This is a genomic window from Pelagibius sp. (assembly GCF_965227505.1).
Lineage (GTDB): Bacteria > Pseudomonadota > Alphaproteobacteria > Kiloniellales > Kiloniellaceae > Pelagibius.
In genome coordinates, this window is sequence record NZ_OZ245757.1 from 2,818,524 (window position 1) to 2,836,107 (window position 17,584).

20 protein-coding genes and 1 tRNA gene are annotated in these 17,584 nt (G+C 67.3%); 13 read left to right on the top strand and 8 right to left on the bottom strand.

What is annotated here, in order from left to right:
* Nucleotides 1-49: 49 nt before the first annotated feature.
* The gene (locus ACO06P_RS13450; RefSeq protein WP_420345751.1) at nucleotides 50-649 is read right to left on the bottom strand and encodes a hypothetical protein; all 600 of its coding nucleotides are present in this window, start codon (nucleotides 647-649) and stop codon (nucleotides 50-52) included.
* A 245-nt stretch (nucleotides 650-894) separates the two neighbouring features.
* Here ACO06P_RS13450 and ACO06P_RS13455 point away from each other — a divergent pair, with 245 nt between their 5' ends.
* Nucleotides 895-1,212, top strand: a complete 318-nt coding sequence (locus tag ACO06P_RS13455; protein WP_420345752.1) for a Dabb family protein — start codon at nucleotides 895-897, stop codon at nucleotides 1,210-1,212.
* On the opposite strand, the gene ACO06P_RS13460 is transcribed toward ACO06P_RS13455, so the two are convergent.
* Nucleotides 1,209-2,510: an NAD(P)/FAD-dependent oxidoreductase gene (locus ACO06P_RS13460; protein ID WP_420345753.1), complete on the bottom strand. Its 1,302-nt coding sequence runs from the start codon at nucleotides 2,508-2,510 to the stop codon at nucleotides 1,209-1,211. The two genes, ACO06P_RS13455 and ACO06P_RS13460, sit on opposite strands and share 4 nt — an antisense overlap.
* A complete protein-coding gene (locus ACO06P_RS13465; protein WP_420345754.1) occupies nucleotides 2,500-3,285 on the bottom strand; it encodes a DUF938 domain-containing protein in 786 nt (261 codons plus the stop codon). Before ACO06P_RS13465 ends, ACO06P_RS13460 begins: the two co-directional genes overlap by 11 nt.
* A 116-nt stretch (nucleotides 3,286-3,401) precedes the next feature.
* Here ACO06P_RS13465 and ACO06P_RS13470 point away from each other — a divergent pair, with 116 nt between their 5' ends.
* The 5 genes from ACO06P_RS13470 to ACO06P_RS13490 all read left to right on the top strand — a co-directional run bounded on the left by ACO06P_RS13470 (nucleotide 3,402) and on the right by ACO06P_RS13490 (nucleotide 7,289).
* Nucleotides 3,402-3,896: a TerB family tellurite resistance protein gene (locus ACO06P_RS13470; RefSeq protein ID WP_420345755.1), complete on the top strand. Its 495-nt coding sequence runs from the start codon at nucleotides 3,402-3,404 to the stop codon at nucleotides 3,894-3,896.
* Nucleotides 3,897-4,007: 111 nt separating this feature from the next.
* Nucleotides 4,008-4,352 (top strand): ferredoxin FdxA, encoded by a 345-nt coding sequence (gene fdxA / locus ACO06P_RS13475; protein WP_420345756.1) that lies wholly within the window; start codon nucleotides 4,008-4,010, stop codon nucleotides 4,350-4,352.
* A gap of 441 nt (nucleotides 4,353-4,793) precedes the next feature.
* Nucleotides 4,794-5,285 carry a CarD family transcriptional regulator gene (locus ACO06P_RS13480; RefSeq protein ID WP_299396703.1) on the top strand — a complete coding sequence of 164 codons (492 nt, stop codon included), beginning with the start codon at nucleotides 4,794-4,796 and terminating at the stop codon, nucleotides 5,283-5,285.
* Between the two features lie 192 nt (nucleotides 5,286-5,477).
* On the top strand, nucleotides 5,478-6,251 hold the full coding sequence (locus tag ACO06P_RS13485) for a hypothetical protein (RefSeq protein WP_420345757.1): 774 nt from the start codon (nucleotides 5,478-5,480) through the stop codon (nucleotides 6,249-6,251).
* A 213-nt stretch (nucleotides 6,252-6,464) separates the two neighbouring features.
* Complete coding sequence (locus ACO06P_RS13490; RefSeq protein ID WP_421938123.1) at nucleotides 6,465-7,289, top strand: RNA polymerase factor sigma-32; 825 nt, start codon at nucleotides 6,465-6,467, stop codon at nucleotides 7,287-7,289.
* Nucleotides 7,290-7,329: 40 nt separating this feature from the next.
* Here the strand turns inward: ACO06P_RS13490 and ACO06P_RS13495 are convergent, their stop codons facing one another.
* From ACO06P_RS13495 to ACO06P_RS13505, 3 genes are read right to left on the bottom strand one after another with little or no spacing between them, the layout of a single operon-like run.
* Nucleotides 7,330-9,234, bottom strand: a complete 1,905-nt coding sequence (locus ACO06P_RS13495) for an adenylate/guanylate cyclase domain-containing protein (protein WP_420345759.1) — start codon at nucleotides 9,232-9,234, stop codon at nucleotides 7,330-7,332.
* A 9-nt stretch (nucleotides 9,235-9,243) separates the two neighbouring features.
* Nucleotides 9,244-10,719 carry a M48 family metalloprotease gene (locus ACO06P_RS13500; protein WP_420345760.1) on the bottom strand — a complete coding sequence of 492 codons (1,476 nt, stop codon included), beginning with the start codon at nucleotides 10,717-10,719 and terminating at the stop codon, nucleotides 9,244-9,246.
* 32 nt (nucleotides 10,720-10,751) lie between these two features.
* Nucleotides 10,752-11,585 carry a thermonuclease family protein gene (locus tag ACO06P_RS13505; protein WP_420345761.1) on the bottom strand — a complete coding sequence of 278 codons (834 nt, stop codon included), beginning with the start codon at nucleotides 11,583-11,585 and terminating at the stop codon, nucleotides 10,752-10,754.
* 425 nt (nucleotides 11,586-12,010) lie between these two features.
* Here ACO06P_RS13505 and pip point away from each other — a divergent pair, with 425 nt between their 5' ends.
* The 5 genes from pip to ACO06P_RS13530 all read left to right on the top strand — a co-directional run bounded on the left by pip (nucleotide 12,011) and on the right by ACO06P_RS13530 (nucleotide 14,700).
* Entirely contained in the window at nucleotides 12,011-12,961 is a 951-nt protein-coding gene (gene pip / locus ACO06P_RS13510) for a prolyl aminopeptidase (protein WP_420345762.1), read from the top strand.
* Nucleotides 12,962-13,187: 226 nt separating this feature from the next.
* Nucleotides 13,188-13,264, top strand: a tRNA-Arg gene (locus ACO06P_RS13515).
* 49 nt (nucleotides 13,265-13,313) lie between these two features.
* Nucleotides 13,314-13,661, top strand: a complete 348-nt coding sequence (locus tag ACO06P_RS13520; RefSeq protein ID WP_420345763.1) for a DUF6717 family protein — start codon at nucleotides 13,314-13,316, stop codon at nucleotides 13,659-13,661.
* A gap of 54 nt (nucleotides 13,662-13,715) precedes the next feature.
* A complete protein-coding gene (locus tag ACO06P_RS13525; protein WP_420345764.1) occupies nucleotides 13,716-14,108 on the top strand; it encodes a DUF423 domain-containing protein in 393 nt (130 codons plus the stop codon).
* A 13-nt stretch (nucleotides 14,109-14,121) separates the two neighbouring features.
* Nucleotides 14,122-14,700 (top strand): histidine phosphatase family protein, encoded by a 579-nt coding sequence (locus ACO06P_RS13530; RefSeq protein WP_420345765.1) that lies wholly within the window; start codon nucleotides 14,122-14,124, stop codon nucleotides 14,698-14,700.
* Nucleotides 14,701-14,732: 32 nt separating this feature from the next.
* Here the strand turns inward: ACO06P_RS13530 and ACO06P_RS13535 are convergent, their stop codons facing one another.
* On the bottom strand, nucleotides 14,733-15,635 hold the full coding sequence (locus tag ACO06P_RS13535) for a glycosyltransferase family 25 protein (protein WP_420345766.1): 903 nt from the start codon (nucleotides 15,633-15,635) through the stop codon (nucleotides 14,733-14,735).
* 161 nt (nucleotides 15,636-15,796) lie between these two features.
* Between ACO06P_RS13535 and ACO06P_RS13540 the strand changes: the two genes are divergently transcribed.
* A complete protein-coding gene (locus tag ACO06P_RS13540) occupies nucleotides 15,797-16,555 on the top strand; it encodes an SDR family NAD(P)-dependent oxidoreductase (protein ID WP_420345767.1) in 759 nt (252 codons plus the stop codon).
* A 4-nt stretch (nucleotides 16,556-16,559) separates the two neighbouring features.
* Here ACO06P_RS13540 and ACO06P_RS13545 read toward each other — a convergent pair whose 3' ends face one another.
* Nucleotides 16,560-16,850 (bottom strand): 4a-hydroxytetrahydrobiopterin dehydratase, encoded by a 291-nt coding sequence (locus ACO06P_RS13545; protein WP_420345768.1) that lies wholly within the window; start codon nucleotides 16,848-16,850, stop codon nucleotides 16,560-16,562.
* A 116-nt stretch (nucleotides 16,851-16,966) separates the two neighbouring features.
* On the opposite strand from ACO06P_RS13545, the gene ACO06P_RS13550 reads away from it, so the two are divergent.
* A complete protein-coding gene (locus ACO06P_RS13550) occupies nucleotides 16,967-17,395 on the top strand; it encodes a metallopeptidase family protein (RefSeq protein WP_420345769.1) in 429 nt (142 codons plus the stop codon).
* The last annotated feature ends 189 nt before the right edge of the window (nucleotides 17,396-17,584 follow it).

Sequence of the window (17,584 nt, forward strand, 5' to 3'; positions counted from 1 at the left end):
GGCGAGGCCGGGCACGCGCCTAAGGGGAGCTTCGGAAAACCGTCCGGGGTCAGCCGGCCGGCGCCACGCAGTAACCGCTGAGGAAGTTGTTCCTCTCGCCACGGGCGCCGCCTTCTTCGACCTCATCCTTGGAGTCGATCTGGAGCTGGAAGGGCGCCACACCGCTGCTCCAGGCATCCGCAGGGATCGGAAAGCTGGTCCACCAAGTTGCGGGGCCAGGCGCCATTGGGCCGTAGGACGTCTCAAAGGTTTTGCCGGAAACGGTGAAAACCACCTTTACCCGGAACACCCCGGCCTCGGCGCTGCCGTCGTTACGGACTCTGATGAGGACAGACTTGGCGGCTCCGCCGCCATTGTTGGGGCCGCAGTGCCCCGATGACGGCGCACCCTCGAGAACACCGCTGGGGTAAGGCTGGATATGAACCAGATCGGGAAGGCGGATGCCGCCTTTGCCGGCCCCCGGCGTGGCTGCTTGCGCCTTGCCGGCGGGCTTGCCCGCAGTGTTGCCGATGGTGCCGACGTTGGCGGTCGACTTAGGGCGCTCGAAATGGGACTTCCTGTCGCCGGAGGCCGGGGCCGCATCGGAATAGGCCAGCAGCCCCACCGTTGCCACCGCCAGGCCCAGCATGCTTAACGTGCTGAATTTCATTGTCTTTTCCTCTGTCTTAAGGAGCTGCTCCGCAGGGCGGTGAACCACGGAGCCGCGTGTTCTTGAGCATTAGACGAACGCACTTAAGGAAAGGTTCAAAGAACGCCATCCGTCCCTTGGCCGGCAGAACGCGCCGCAACAAGGGGGCAGACAAGACCTGGCGGGCGGCCTTATGCCGTGCAGTTTCGCCCGGCCTCGTCTATTCCTGAGCCGAGTGACGCAAGCGGCAACCGAGGAGGCGTTTGGTGATCCGACACATCGTTTTGGTTCGTTTCAGAGGCGACGTTTCACCGGAAGAAAAGGACTCCGTCTTTCGCGACCTGGAGGCATTGCGGGACCATCTCGACGGCATTCTGGATTTTCAGTCGGGCCCAAACGTCAGCCCCGAAACGGCGCTGGTCCGCGGTTTCAACGATGGCTTCTGGGTGGACTTCCGCGACACTGCCGCGCGGGACGCCTATTTGGCGGACGACACGCACAGGGACGTCGGCGGCAGGCTGGTCGCCCTTGCGGAAGGCGGTCTGGACGGCATCGCCGTTGCCGACTTCGCGGTGCCAGCTTAGAGCCGATCCAACAGCGCGTGATAGGCCATGCCGGCCACCAGAGTCGGCCAGCGCAGCAGGGGGCCGCCGGGGAAGGGCGGGGTCGGAACCTCGGACAGAAAGTCGAGACGCTCCGGCGCGCCGCCGATGGCCTCGGCGATGACCTTGCCGGCCAGGGTGGTGAGCGCCACGCCCTGCCCGGAAAACCCCTGGGCGTAGTAGAGGTCGCCGTCGAGGCGGCCATAGGCCGGCAGGCGCGTGCGGGTGATGGCCAGCGTGCCGCCCCAGGCATAGTCGATCTTCACGTCGGCGAGCTGGGGGAAGACCCGCAGCATGCACTTCCGCACCAGACCCGCGATGTCCTTGGGAAAGGTCGCGCGGTAGGACTCGCCGCCGCCGAAGAGCAGCCTTCCGTCGGCGGAAAGGCGGTAGTAGTCGAGCACGTGTTTTGAATCCGCGACCGCTGCGTCGTTGCGGATGATGGAACGCGCGCGTTCTTCGCCGAGAGGCTCTGTGGCGATGATGAAGTTGTTGATCGGCATGATGCTGCCGGCGATGCGCGGCTCCAGCCTGTCGAGATAGCCGTTGCAGGCCAGCACCAGCGTATCGGCCTTCACGGTCCCGCTCGGGGTGCGCACCAGGTGGCGCCCGCCCTCGCGGGTAAGCGCGACCGCCGGCGTCGCCTCGTGGATCGCCACGCCTGCCTCCCGCGCCGCGCGGGCCAGGCCCAGCACGTAGTTCAGGGGGTGCAGGTGGCCGGCATCGGTGTCGATGCAGCCGCCGTGGTAGACGTCGGTGCCCAGCATCTCCCGCATCTCCTCGCGCGAGACCGGACGGATATGCGCATAGCCGTAGTCCTCGCGCAGCCCCTCGGCGTAGTCGAGGATCTCCTGCAGGTGGGCGGCCTTGAAGGCGGCGGCGATCAGGCCGGGCTTCAGGTCGCAGTCTATCGCGTGGCGCGCGATGCGCGCGCGCACCAGGGCCTTTGCCTCCTCGGCCATGTCCCAAAGGGCGTGGGCCCGGGTCGCCCCCATGAGGCTTGTCATGACAGCCGGCTCGACGCGCTGGCCGCTGCAGAACTGACCGCCGTTGCGGCCGGAGGCGCCCCAGCCGATGTGCCGGCTTTCCAGGAGCACGGTGTCCACGCCGCTTTCAGCCAGATGCAGGGCGGTGGCAACCCCGGTGTAGCCGCCGCCGATGACGCAGACGTCGCAGCGCAGCGCGCCTTCCAAGGGCGTGGCCGGGTCAAAGCCTCTGCCGGTGGCGACGTAGTAGGTCTCCGGATAACCGGCCGGCATGGCGGAGGCGTCAAGCGGCATCGCCGCGGCCTTCCGCATCGGTCGCATCGATCTCGGATGTCTTGGCGAACCAGAGCGCGAGGTTGTTGGCCGGCATCTCAAAGACCTCGGGCGGCGCGAGGCCGGCGCCCATGGCCATGGCACTGACCGCGCCGAGATCACGCACGCCCCAGGCCGGGTCCTGCGCGCGCAGGCTGCGGTCGAAGGCCGCGTTCGACGGCGCGGTATGAACCCCGTCGCGCGTGAAGGGTCCGTAGAGAAAGAGCCCGCCGGCCCCCGCATTGGCCCCCGCACTGCCCCCCGCACTGGCCCCGAGGTGCCGCCCGGCGCCGGCAAAAAGCCCCTCCGCCGCCGCCCAGGGCGCGATGTGAATCATGTTGATGCAGACCATCACCGCAGGCGCTGCGTCCATCCCCGTCAGCGGCCATTCGGGCGCCGTCACGTCGATGTCGAGGGGCGCGCGCAGGTTGGCGCAGGCCGCCCCCAAGCGGTACGCCTCGATACTGCGGCGCAGGTCGGGGTCCGGATCGCTGGGCTGCCAGACCAGTCCCGGGAAACGGGACGCGAAATAGGCGGCGTGCTCGCCGGTGCCGCTAGCCAGCTCCAGAACCGTGCCGCTCTGGGGCAAAAGGTCGCGCAGGACCGCGGCGATGGGATCGCGGTTTCGGGCGGTCGCAGGGGCGTGCCGGCGTGCCTGCGGGTCCGGCTTTGGGTCCTGCTTCGGGTCCGGGGCGGAGGGCGCTTGCGCGCCCTGCGCTTTGGCATCTGCGTTTCGGTCCAAGTGCGTTTCGCCCATGGCTTGCGGAGCTTCCTCAAGGTCAACCTATGCCAGGGCCGGCGGAGCCGGGCAAGCGCCAAAGACCGCACGAGACCTGGGGTTGCGCCGGCCATCCGGGGGTGATAGGCAAAGCCGTGCTGGACAGAATCAAAGCTTTTTTCAACGACCAACTGAACGCCGGCGAAGAGGCGGCGGGCAACCACGGCAAGGATGAACTGCAGTTGGCTGCCGTCGCGCTTCTCGTCGAAGCCGCGCAGATGGACGACGACTTCGGCGCCGCCGAGCGCAGCAAGATCATTGAGCTTGTGCAGCGGCGTTTCGACGTGAGCGAAAGCGAAAGCCGGGAACTGCTGGACGCGGCCAGCGAAAAGGTCGACCAGTCGATCCAGATCTTCGGGTTCACCCGGGTGATCGACGATGCCTTTTCCGAAGCCGAGCGGATCGAGCTGATGGAGATGCTCTGGGAAGTGGCCTATGCCGACGGCGAACTGCACGACTACGAGGCGAACCTGATGCGACGCCTGGCGGGTCTGCTGCACGTCACCGACCGCGACAGCGGCGCGGCACGGAAGCGCGCTCTGGAACGCCTGGGGCCGAACCTGGGCCCGAACCTGGGCCAGGAGTCTTAGAGCCGGGATCCCTGACGACGACAGATCGCCTGCCGCTGTCGCAGCGGCCCATTGGCGTTAAAGACCAAAAGACAAGAGGCCCTAACGCGGCCGCACGAGGAGAGTTGAACGATGACCTACGTCGTTACCGAAGCCTGCATCAAGTGCAAGTACATGGACTGCGTCGAGGTCTGCCCCGTCGACTGTTTCTACGAGGGCGAGAACATGCTGGTCATCCATCCGGACGAATGCATCGACTGCGGAGTCTGCGAGCCGGAGTGCCCGCCCGAAGCCATCGTTCCCGATACGGACCCGCAGGCCGAGACCTGGCTGGAACTGAACCGCGAGTACAGCGACAACAAGTGGCCCAACATTACCCGCAAGGGCGACTCCCCGGCTGACGCCGACGACTACCGCGGCCAGGAGGGCAAGTACGAGAAGTTCTTCTCCGCCAACCCGGGCAATACGGACGGCTAGAGCGGATCCGCCGCCTTTGCTACGGGGCCGTCCTGACGCACGGACTCGCATAGGCTTTTTATCCTGGATCGGGCTGCGCAGCGGTCGCGCTGCACGTTAACGCTGTTGCCCCAGGCAGGCTCTCAGTCCTAGGCAAACCGGGCTCTTCGCACCTGCGGTAGTTGTTTTTCGCCGCGATATGTGATAATTAGATGACATGAAGTGAAGTAAACGAGGGACGCGCCACCGCGGTAAACAGGGGGCGTGGCCGTTGTGTTTGTGCGCGGCTTCTGGACTTCGCCGGGATCGCGGTATGGACACGGTGTTTATTTGGCGACCTGGCATCGCTGCGTGCGACGGTCCCAGATTAGGCGTTCCTTGGTTCCGGTCATCGGAGGGCCCCCCGTCGGGGCTGTCTGGGGATCTGAGGCCGGACCGGATGCCGATTGGAGAGAGCGGAGCATGGCAAAAAGCGAATACGATGAAGGTGACTACGTTGTCTATCCGACCCATGGCGTGGGTCGGGTCATGGGCATCGAGACCCAGGAAGTGGCAGGTATTACCCTGGATCTGATCGTTATTAAGTTTGAAAAGGACCGCATGACCCTCAGGGTTCCGGTGGAGAAGGCAGCCAATTCCGGCCTGCGCAAGCTTTCCAGCCGCAAGATGATGGACACCGCGCTGACCACCCTGAAGGGGCGCAGCCGTGCCAAGCGGACCATGTGGAGCCGCCGGGCCCAGGAATACGAGGCCAAGATCAATTCCGGCGACCCCGTTTCGATCGCCGAGGTGGTCCGCGACCTGCACCGCAGCGCCGACCAGCCCGACCAGTCCTACAGTGAACGTCAGATGTACCAGGCGGCCCTCGATCGCCTGGCCCGCGAGCTGGCGGCCGTCGAGAAGATCGACGAGACCGCGGCGGCCAACAAGCTGGAGAAGCTGCTGGCGGCCTGACCGGCTTTTCGATTCCGCGGGCGCGGGGCTTGCGAACGCGCCAGGCCCCGGCGTCCGCGGATCACAGCCCTTGTAGGGCTCCGTTTGCGAGGGCCCGTTTCCGCGGACCCGCAGTCTTGAGAGTGGAACGCCGGAGTCATGGAGAATCGGCATAAGTTCGCGATTCTCCGAGGGTGCCGCCGAATCTGGGCCGTGGGATCGATCCACGCCGACGCGCCCCGGCTGGACCGCCTGCATCGCGCCCTCACCGGTCGCCTCGCCTTCGGCGACCGCCTGGTCTACCTGGGCAACCTGATCGGCCGCGGCCGCGGCACCCTGGCGACCCTCGACACGCTGCTGCGCTTTCGCAGCCTTTTCATGGCCCGCCCCGACGCCTTTGCCTGCGATACCGTCTTTCTGCGCGGCAGTCAGGAAGAGATGTGGCAGAAGCTGCTGCAACTGCAGTTCGCCACCGACCCAAAGGGCGTCCTGCAGTGGATGCTCGACCAGGGGGTGGCGGCGTCTCTGGAAGCCTATGGCATCGATCCGCGCGAGGGCCTGCGCGAGGCCGCCGCGGGACCACGGCAGCTGACACGCTGGACCTCCTCCCTGCGCCAGACGATCAAGAACCATCCCGGCCACTACGAACTGCTGGGGATCCTGCGCCGCGCCGCCTACACCGACCGAAACGCCGCTGAAGGGGATCATCCCCCCAACGGGCTGCTCTTCGTCAACGCCGGCCTCGATCCCAGCCGGCCGCTGGAGGCGCAGAAGGACAGCTTCTGGTGGGGCGGTGCCGCCTTCGGCGACCTGCCGCGGCCCTATGGCGGCTTCGCCCGGGTCGTGCGTGGCGCAAGCCCCGACCGACCCGGCCTCGCGCTGGGCCAGTTCACCGCCACCGTCGATGCCGGCTGCGGCCATGGCGGCGGGCTGCTTGCTGTCTGCTTCCTGCCGGACGGCAGTGTCGCCGATCAGGTCGAGGCCTGAAGGCGGCGCGCGACCTGAAAACCGCAAAAAGAGCGGGAAAACCGCGCGTGCACAGCCAAGATTAGAATTTCTCAAAACTTCCTGTGATCCGCCCCCAGGCCCTGCCCGTAAGTATGAGCAGAGACTGGTGCTACCAAAGCGAAAGGGCGGTCAATGCCTCTTTACGAAGACTCCGCTTCGCAGCGCGCGCAGGCACGTTTTATCCGACAGTCGATGTCCGAAAAACTGCTGTCTCGCGAGGAAGAATACCAGCTCGCCCGGTCGTGGCGCGAAGACGGGGATGAGGAATCCCTGCAGGAGTTGATCCGCGCCTACACTCGGCTGGTCGTGTCGCTGGCGGCAAAGTTCCGCAATTACGGTCTGCCGATGAGCGACCTCATCCAGGAAGGCACCCTCGGTCTGCTACAGGCCGCCAGCCGTTTCGAACCGGAACGCAACGTTCGCTTTTCCACCTACGCTTCCTGGTGGATCCGCTCGGCCATGCAGGACTTCATCCTGCGCAACTGGTCGATCGTGCGCACCGGCACCACGGCAGCGCAGAAAACGCTGTTCTTCAATTTCCGCCGCCTGCGCGCCCGCATCGAGGACGCCTCCGGCCGGCCCTTCGATGAGGAGGGCCGCCGCTACGTCGCCGAACAGCTTTCGGTGCCGCTGCACGACGTCAATCACATGGAGAGCCGTCTCTCCGCCTCCGACCAGTCGCTCAACGCGCGCACCGGCGAGGACAGCGGCGACGAGTGGCAGGATCACCTGACCGACGAGCGGGAAAGCCCCGAAGACCTCGTCATCTCTTTCCACGACAGCGTGACCCGCAACGAGTGGATCGAGCAGGCGGTGCTGGAACTCAGCCAGCGCGAGCAGACGATCATCCGGGCGCGCCGTCTGAGCGACGACTCCGCAACGCTTGAGGAGCTTGGCCGCGATCTGGGCGTCAGCAAGGAACGGGTGCGGCAGCTTGAACAGCGGGCCTTGCAGAAAATGAAATCGCTGTTGATGGAACGCTTCAGGCGCCCGACCGACCTGCTCTGCGAAGCCTGACACAGCGAACGGCAGGACAGAAAGGGTGCGACGCCAGGCGTCAGCCCAACAGCCTGAACACTTTGATCTGGCCGCTGCGCCCGCGCATTTCGTGCAGGCCGAGATCTTCGACGGCAAATTCGTCACCCAACCCGGCCCGGGTCGATTGCGAGATCAGGATGGTCGCCGGGCCGGCCTCGCCCGTTCCATTACCGACTTGCTTGCCGTAAGCCTCCAGCCGGTTGGCCAGGTTCACCGTATCGCCAATCAGGGTGTAGTTGACCCGTCCTGGTGCCCCGATGTTGCCGACCACCGCAGCGCCGGAGTGAATGCCGATGCGCAGGTGAACCTCCGGCAGACCCTGGGCGGCGCGCTGCCTGTTGTCGACCTTCAGAGCGGCGGCAATGTTCAGCGCCGCCCGGCAGGCCCGCGCGGCATGGTCGGGTTGCTCGTCCGGTGCGCCCCAGAAGGCCATCACTGAATCGCCGATGTACTTGTCGACGGTTCCCTCTGTTTTCTCCACCTCCGCCGCCAGCAGTGCGAAGTGATGGTTGAGGAAGTCGGCCAGTTGATGGGCCGTCATGTTCTGGCTGGCGCCGGTGAAGCCGACGATGTCGGTAAAGATCACACTGACCTGCCGCTCCTCCGAACGGATCGCGTCTTCACCCAGGCGGATGAGACGTAAAACAAGCGCGCGCGGCACATAGGTTTCGAACCAGCGCAGACCGTTGAGCATGGAGTTGAAGGCCCCCGAGGCGCTGTCGAGTTCGCGAAAGGCGCTGCCCTTGGCCGGCGGTACGCGGCGGAAGTCGAAACTGCTGATCGCGCGCGCCGCCTCGGCCAGATCGCGCACCGGGCGCGCGATGCCACGGCTCAGCACCACGGCGGTCAAGAGCGCCAGCGCCAGCACTGCAAGCCCCACCCAGGCGGCGAGCACCAGGCGCTCGAATTCCGTCTGGTCGATTTCGTCGTCGCTGGCGTGGACGCCCATATAGAGCTGTTCCGGTCCGTATCCGCCGACGACGCGGTAGAGATAGAAGATCTCGTCATCGTCGCGGAGGACCAAGTGGCCCAGCAGCGAACTGCTCGAGTCCTCCAGCAGATCCATGCGCTGCTTGTCCTCGGCCCAGATGTCGGCGAGCTGGCTGTCATCGACTTCGTCGAGGCCCGGCAAAGGCTTGTCGGGGCCGAGGCCAGCGACGTTGTCGATGAGGGAGGAGTGCGCGAGTACGCGGTCGCGGCCATAGAGGACGAAAGCGTGCAGACCGCTCTGGATCTCGAAGTTCTGCACGGAGTCCGAGAGGACCTGCACGGAGACGACGGAAGAGACCACGCCAAGATAGTCGCCATCGCGGAAAAGAGGCGTGGTGACGGTCAGATGGGGTTCCTCCAACGACGGCACCCAGAAGACGCCGCCCCAGAATGTGTCGCTCTCCTCCGCATTTTCTGCGACCAGCTCGCGGATTGCCGGATCCGGTTCGACCTCGTCATAGAGGCGCATGACTCCCTCGGGACCGCGCCCGACCCTGAGCGACCAGCCCTCGGCGGAGAAGTATCCGATCCCGGTGACCTGCGGCGCGGCCGCCAGCGCGCCCATCATGGCATCGCCCAGCGCCTGGCGATCTTCGACGTCGACCTCGCCGCGGGCGACGACTCCGGCCAGGAACTCGGACTGCTGGCGCGCAGCGCCCAGATAGAAGCCGATCTCGCCGATCAGACTCTCCACCGTGAGCTCCGCCGTCTCGCGCAGCAGGGACATGGTGTTCTTCCCGGCCGTGCTCAGCGAGACCCACATCACCAGCGAAACGGCGACCAGGACCAGCAGACCGAAGCCCACGCTCAGCACCGCGGCGATGGTCGGCCGCCAGCGCCGCCGGCTTGGCGCTGCGCCTTTGCCCGCAGCAGCAGCCGGCAGGGCGTCGGGCAACGGCTGGGTCGGGGTCCCGGGATCGGGGATGGATGTCATGGCGGCTGCCTACTCACTGACGATTTTCACGCGTTGGCCGACACGCAGCGTCACGTTCTCTTCGAAACCGTTCATGACGAGAAAGCGCCTCAATCTGGCATCGGCAAATGGCATGCGCGCGGCGATCGCGCTTGGCGTGTCGCCGGCCTTCACGCGGTAGACGCGCACACGATGGGGCTTCAGCGCCGCGGCTTCGCCGTCACTCAGCTTGCGAAAGCTGTAGGTGGTCTCGCGGAACGGGCGGTTCAGCGCGGCGGTGCGCTCGGGATCGGACTGGAAGATGAAGCGGTAGATCGTCGACGCGTCATAGCGGATCGCCAGCAGGCGGATGTCGCCGTTCCTGGCGCCGGTGAGCTGTCCGGTCGCCGCCTCCAGACCGTTGATGGTGATCGCCTCGACGCCGCTGAGCTGCACCCTGGCGCCCCAGGCGCGCGTCAGATAGTCGGTCATGGACCCGCGGTAGTCCTTCGGGCCGCGGTCGAACTGGATGGCGGCCTTGCGGTCGCCGTCCAGCGCCACTACGCGCCGCGCCTGATTGTAGAGGCGGAATCCCTCCGGCACCTCGAAGGCGAACTTCAGGATCGGGTGGGCGAAGCTGCGGCCGCGGATGAAACCTTCGTCCGGCTTGTCGCCGTAGAGCATGCCGTCGATCTTGTCGAAGTAGATGTCCTGGGCGACGATGGGATCGTCCACCACGTTGGCGCCAGCCTGCGCCAGCGCCCGGTTGATGCGGTCGGCCGTGCGCGGGTGGGTCTGCATGATGTTGAAGGCGTCGGCCCTCTCCGGCTGGCCGGCGAGTTCGGCTTCAAGGCGTGCATGGGCCTGCAGCTGGCTGAGGAACCCGGCCATGGCGCCGGTGTCGTAGCGCGCCCGGCCCAGGTAGCGGCCACCCAGCATGTCGGCCTCGAACTCCTGCTCCCGCGAATAGCTGCGCACCACCAGCGCCCCCAGGGCGCCGCCGGCCTGTGCCGCCTGGCCACCCAGCAACACGCCGAGGCCGAGGCCCGCGACATTGGCCGCCATGGTCTGCCCATAGCGCTCCGCCGAGTGGCGGGCCGTCACATGGCCGATTTCGTGGGCCAGCACCCCGGCCATCTCCGCCTCGTTCTCCGCCAGGGCAAGCAGGCCGCGGGTGATGTAGACATAACCGCCGGGCAGGGCGAAGGCGTTGACCACCGGCGAGTCGAGGATCGTGAAGGTGAACTTGAGGTCCGGCAGCTCCGAGGTCTGGACCAGAAGATTGCCGACCGAGGAGACGTAGGCGTTCAGTTCCGGGTCCTCGTAGGCGCCGCCGAACTGGGCCATCACCTTGGGGTGTTCCTGGCGGCCGAGATCGGCCTCGCCCTCTTCGCTCAGGCCCCCGGTGAAGATGGTCCGCCCGGTCCCCGGCGCCGTCGCGCAGGCCGCGACCAGCGGCAGCACCGCCAGCGCGAAGGCCAGCCCCCGCAGAGACCCCCGCAGAGAACGGGTCAGGCTTTGCGTCATCGATGAAGCAAGGCGGGAGAGGGCTCCGGACATCATTCCTCCAACAGTTCGATCTGCTCGGGATGCGTCGCCTCGATCATGGGGCCATTGCGCGATTTTAGCCAGCCCCGTACCCGCAAAAGCCGGCCCTCATAGTCTTGCAGATCAATGCCTTCGGCCTCGAAGCGTTTCCGCGCCGCCGGATCCAGCGCGATAGTGAAGTCGCTGCGCCAATCGTCCCCGAAATTGAGGTAGGCGCGGCGGCGCACCAGGCCGACGGAGAGCACGCGGCCCTCCACCAGTTCGAAGCCGCCGAGCCAGCGCCCCGCCTGCTCCGCCTTGCGCGGGGCGTAGAAATCGAGCGCCCAGATGCCGCGCCGCCGCGCGCGCGCCTCGCGTTCCAGGGCGAGCATCTCCGCAATCAGTGTGCGGTTGTCGTCGAAGCTGTAGACGCGGGCGAGGCCGGCCGCGAGGATCGCCCCCTGAATCCATCGGCCCTCGGCATCGAAGAGGTGGGCCAGGACCCGGCCGTGGCGGTCGCCGCGCCGCCCGCCGAAGCCCGGCGTCACGGTCTTGCCCAGGGTCAGCTCCGCCAGCAGCGCCTTGGCCTCTTCGGCCAGCGGCCAGGGCGCGAAGCCGGCCCGGCCGAGGGGCAGTTTCGGCGCCTGGATGCCGACCAGGCGCACTTCGCGCCCGTCGCACAGCATCAGGGTGTCGCCGTCGACGATGGCCGTGACTTCACCCGGTTCGCCGAAAATGAGTTGACCGGAACCGAGTTGGCCGGAACCGAGTTGGCCGGGACTGGGTTCGCCGGCCGGCTCCGGCGGCTGCGCGCCCGCGATTGTGCCGGGGCCGGCCAGAAAACCGGCAAGGCAGACCCCCGCCAACCAGACCCCCGCCAACCAGACCCTGGCCAGCCATGCGCCCGCCCGCCTTCTGCGGGGGCGAAGACGAGACGGCGGAACTGCGGTGCGGATGCGCCAGGACCAAAGCATTGCCGCCAGTCTTACAGGCCCGGCGCTGTCGGGCACAAGGCGGCTGCGCCGCAGCTGCGCCGGCGGTTGCACACCCGGGGCGTAGCCGGAGCGTACCCGGGGCGGGTTGAACCGCGGGCCGGCTGGCCCTTATTTGGGGTGGCGGCCCCCTGCCCGCTGCGATAAGACGATGGCGGCCCCCAGCGGCGGTCCCAATGAGGGACTTCCGCGAGGGGTTTCCGTTGGGCTCCCTCAGGAAACTCCGGCCGCTTCAAGGCCGGGATCAATGCGCAGACGAAGCCGACGGCAAGGCAGACGACAAGGAAGAGGCTGGGCGCATGCTGGCGCAGGACATGTTCTCGCTTATAGAGCCCTACCAGACCGGGCGGCTCCAGCTTGACGAGACGCACAGCATGTACTGGGAGGTCTCGGGCAATCCCAACGGACGGCCGATCGTCTTCCTGCATGGCGGGCCGGGGGCCGGGGCCGGACCGGACCACCGGCGCTTCTTCGATCCGCGCCACTACCGCATCGTCGTCTTCGACCAGCGCGGCGCCGGGCGGTCGACGCCGCTGGGCGAACTGACCGACAACACCACCCAGCACCTGATCGCCGATATCGAGCGGCTGCGCGACCACCTGGGCATCATGCGCTGGCACGTCTTCGGCGGCTCCTGGGGCTCGACGCTGTCGCTCGCCTATGCCCAGGCCCATCCGGAACGGGTCTCGGCGCTGATCGTGCGCGGCATCTTCCTGGGCAGCCAGGCGGAGATCGACTGGTTCCTCTACGGCATGGGCAAGGTCTTCCCGGAGAACTGGCGCAACTTCGCCGGTGCGGTGCCGGAAAGCGAGCGCCACGACCTGCTGACCGCCTACCGCAAGCGCCTCAACGATCCCGACCCCAAGGTCCACCTGCCGGCGGCGCGGGCCTGGAGCATCTACGAGGGCAGCTGCTCCACCCTGCTGCCCAACCCGCAGACGGTGGCCGCCTTCGGCGAGGAGCGCCACGCGCTGGGCCTGTCGCGCATCGAGGCGCACTACTTCGAAAACCATATATTCCTGCCCGAGAACGCCCTGCTGGACGGGCTGAACCGCATCCGCAACATCCCGGCGATCATCATCCAGGGGCGCTACGACCTGGTCTGTCCCATCGCAACAGCCGATGCCCTGCACCGCGCCTGGCCGGAGGCCGACTATCTGGTGGTGCCCGATGCCGGCCATTCGGCCATGGAGCCCGGCATCCGCCGCGCCCTGGTCGCCGCCACCGAACGCTTCAAGGGCGTGGAGTAGGCGGAAGCAGAGAGAACAAAGCACCCTTCGAGACGGCCTTTCAGGCCTCCTCAGGGTGAGGCCCTGGTAGACCTCATGCTGAGGAGCGAAGCGTCTCGAAGCATGGGAAGGCGAAACGCGCGCAGGTCAGTCGCCCCACCTCCTCGGTTGCCGCCTCCATTGCCTAAACCGCCGCTTTGGCCTATCTCTGGGGCGCGTTCCCGGGCACCGGGAGCGGCCTTTGCGTGGCCCCGTAGCTCAGCCGGATAGAGCGACAGATTCCTAATCTGTAGGTCGCAGGTTCGAATCCTGCCGGGGTCACCACCTCTCAACCTGCAACCGACTGCATGGCGCGTCGAGGAGCGCCCACATCATGAACGCCCTCCGGGTGATCCACCCCTATAAGCACGAAGGCCTCTGGGTCTTTGACGATGCCGATGCGGATCTGGTGAAAGAGCCCTTCGTCGCGGGCGCCGATACGGTCATCGACCGAATGGTCGCGACCATCCCCGATGCCGAGCGCGGTTTTACGCTGATCTTCTCCAGCAAGCCCTTTCCCGGCCACCAGGCGGCCTTCGAGTGGCGCCGCGAGGAGTACGAGGGCAACTGGTACTATTCGCCGGACCTGGAGATGGAAGGCTGGCTCTGCCCGGCGCTGTTCAAGTATTTCGACGCCGCGCCGCCGAAGCTCTACGCCCAGTTCAAGGCCAAGCAGGGCTGATGGGCCGGCAGCTGCGCAGGCGGGCGCCCTGCCAACCATGATTCGTCTCCAGCCATGATGATGCGGCTTCTGTGGATCGTCTTCGGTCTCCTGGGCGCCGGGGCGGTGGCGCTGGGGGCCTATGGCAGCCATGGGGCGGCTTTTGCCGATGCCTACGCGCGCGACCTCTTCGACACGGCGCTGCGCTTCCACTTCCTCCACCTCGCGCCGCTGGCCCTCGCGGCGCTGACCGGCAGTCTGGCGCCCCAGGTGGCCGGGCGCGCGATGCTGGCCGCGCTGGCGCTGGTCGCCGGCATGGTGCTGTTCAGCGGCACGCTCTACCTGCGATCGCTGGGCCTGGCCGAGGTTGCACCGGACCTGCCGCTGCCGCCCGCCGGCGGCTTTGCGTTGATGGCCGGCTGGCTGCTGCTGGCCTGGGCGGGTCTCGGCAGCCTGACAAGACGCTAAGGGAGGACGCTTCTTGGCGCGGATCCTGTTCATCACCCACCCGGAGGTGGTCATCGACCCGGATGTCCCGGTGCCGGACTGGCCGCTCTCCGAAACCGGAAGCGCCCGCATGACCGCCTTTGCCGAGGGGCCGGCCGTGGCCGGCGTGACGGCGGTCTGGTCCAGCGCCGAACGCAAGGCCCGCGACGGGGCGGCGATCCTGGGCCGGGCCCTCGGCCTGACGCCGCAGGTGGAGCCGGACCTGCACGAGAACGACCGCTCGGCCACCGGCTTCCTGCCGCCGCAGGCCTTCTGGCCTCTGGTCGAGCGTTTCTTCGCCGAGCCGGAGACCCGTGTCGAGGGCTGGGAGCGGGCGGTGGATGCCCAGGCCCGGGTCCTCGCGGCGATCGACCGGGTCCGCACGCAGGAAAAGACCCCGGGCGACATCGCCCTGGTCGCCCACGGCGGCGTCGGCGCCCTGGCGCTGGCCCACTTCAGCGGCAAGGCCATCGGCCGCGCCTACGATCAGCCGGGCAGCGGCGGCGGCAACGTCTTTGTCGTCGAGCGGGCAAGCAAGCGCCTGCTGCAGGGCTGGCGGACCATCGACGCCTGACTACCCCGGAAACCGCACCCGGACGGCGAAACTCATTCGCTGTCAGTCCGGACACGGGCGCTGTCGGTCCGGACACGGGCCGGCGGGGCCGCGCCCCCCTGCTTTTCCGCCTGCCTGCGCCAGCGCCGGTCCGCGGCGCGGGTGGCCCAGTAGACCCGGCGCTTGCCGAAGGTCTCGGAGAGTTTCTGGCCCGCGCGGGTAAGGGGATACGTCAGGCGCTCGGCCGCCGTCAGCTGGAGGGTCTTGTCGAACCGCGTCTCGCCGATGTGGGAGCCCACGGCCCGGTCGTAGTCGGTCACCCCCGGCTGGACGATGAACCAGTCGAGACCGTGGTCCCAGGCCCGGCCCATCAGCGCGTCCACCGGAAGCCAGTTGCGCTGCAGATACGGCAGCAGCTTCTCGGCGCCCGAGCGGCGCAGCAGATAGGCGTAGGCCCCGCCGGGCGTGGTTTCCAGCCGGTTCAGCCAGTAGCCGGGGGCCAGCGGCCAGACCCGGCGCTGGGTGAGCCGGGCCAGTTTCGGGCTGCCGATCAGGCGCACCGCGTCATAGGGCACCGGACAGGCCAGCAGGGCGTGCAGCACCGCCATGAGGTCCGGCGCCAGGACGGCGTCGTCCTCCAGCACCAGCACCGGGTCGAGACGTTCGGCGACCATGATCTCCATCACCTTGCGGTGGGACAGCAGGCAGCCCAGTTCGCCGCCGGTCATGTCGCGGCCGAACCCGCGGCGGCGGCGCGGCGAATCGTAGGCCGGATGGGCGAGCACGTCGAAGCGGCGGCCGTCCACGCCCTCGACGAAGGCATAGTCCAGGCCCAGCGGATCGAGTCGGGCGCGCATGATCGCCCGGCGGTCCTCGGCGTCGCTGAGGCTGATCACCAGAACCTTCACCGCCGGCGGCTGCGTCTCGGCGGCCTTCCCTTCGTCAAACCCGGTCATGGCTGGCTTATGCCCGCAGCGGCCCCCAATGCACAAGACGGATGCACAAGACGGTTGCGCGGAAGGGCGGAACCGAACGGCCGGGGCTCGCCAGGGCCGGGACGCTCTGCTATAGAGCGCGCGCTCTCAAATCGTATGCAATCTCAAGGGGGAAAGAGGCGATGGAGGTAAAGGGGCTGGCCGCGGTGGTCACCGGCGGCGGATCGGGTCTGGGTGCGGAGACGGCGCGCCATCTGGCACAGGCAGGCGCCAAGGTGACGGTGCTGGATCTGAACGGCGAAGCCGCGGAAACCGTGGCGAAGGAGATCGGTGGCCTGGGCCTGGCCTGCGACGTCGCCAGCGCCGAGGGCGCGGAGGCCGCGATGGCCCAGGCGCGCGAGGCCCACGGACCCTGCCGGGTGCTGGTGAACTGCGCCGGCATCGCCCCGGCCAAGCGCATCGTCGGGCGCGACGGGCCCATGCCCCTGGAGTTCTTCGAGACCGTCATCAAGGTCAACCTGATCGGCAGCTTCAACCTGCTGCGCCTGGCCGCCGCGGAGATGCTGGGGGCCGAGCCGGTGAACGACGACGGCGAGCGCGGCGTGGTGATCTCCACCGCCTCCATCGCCGCGGTGGAAGGCCAGCTCGGCCAGGTCGCCTACGCGGCCTCCAAGGCCGGGATCAACGGCATGATGCTGCCGGCGGCGCGAGAGTTCGCCAAGAACGGCGTGCGCGTGCTGACCATCGCCCCCGGGCTGATCGGCACCCCGCTGCTGCTGAACATGCCCCAGGAGGTGCAGGACAACCTGGCATCCCAGGTACCCTTCCCCCACCGCTTCGGCCACCCGGGCGAGTTCGCGCGCCTGGTGCTGCATATCTGCGACAACACCATGCTGAACGCCGACACCATCCGCCTGGATGGCGCCATGCGCATGCAGTAGGGGACTAGCCCGCGTAGGCCTCGATGCGCTTGGCCAGCTTGACGTCCAGTTCGGAAAGGCCGCCGCAGTCGTGGGTGGTCAGCGTGATCTCCACACGATTGTAGACGTTGAACCATTCCGGGTGATGGTTGAGCTTCTCGGCCGCCAGGGCGACCCGGTTCATGAAGCCCCAGGCTTGGTTAAAGGACTTGAACTGGAATGTCTTTTTCAGGGCATCGCGGCCCTCGACCGGAGCCCATCCGGGCAGCACCTCCGGCAGGGACGCCCGCGCCTCCTGGCTTAGCTTCTCGACCATTGTCTGGCTCCCCACGAAAAAGTTGGCCGGGTTAAGGTTAATCGAAAGTGACTCTGCTTGGACTCCCGGTCAAGGCAGGCTAGGGTGACCCTCAGAGAGAGGCGACAGGAACAGTTATGGCACGTTTGCACGACATCGGGCGCTACACCACCCCGCCCGAGACCCAGCACCTGGAGGCCCTGGCCCGGGAGGCCTATGCCACCATCCCCGCGGACCTGCGCGACGCGCTGGGCAACGTGGTCATCCATGTCCTGGACTTCCCGGACGACGAAACCCTGGAAGAGATGGACTGCGAATCGCCCTTCGACCTGCTGGGGCTCTACCGCGGCACCAACCTGCTGATGAAGTCCTCCATGGATTCGCCGGAAGACATGGACATGATCTTCCTCTATCGCCGGCCGATCCTGGATTACTGGTGCGACAGCGGGGAAGACCTGGCGGATGTGGTCAAGCATGTGCTGATACACGAGATCGGCCATCACTTCGGCTTTTCCGACGACGACATGGAGCACATCGAGCGCTATCCCGGCGGCGCCGCGTCCTGACCGCCGGGTCCCGGCCGCCAGATCCTGACCAACAGCCAAGCGGCCCGCCTGATGGACGGGCCGTTTCCTTTTGCGGACAGGCTCCTGTTCCTTCGGAGCCGCGTCGGAGCGTGGCAGCGCCCGCGTGCGACAAAAAGAACCCCCTCCCCGGATCTGGCGTCGAGGCGGGGAGAGGGCCCAACCCGCATC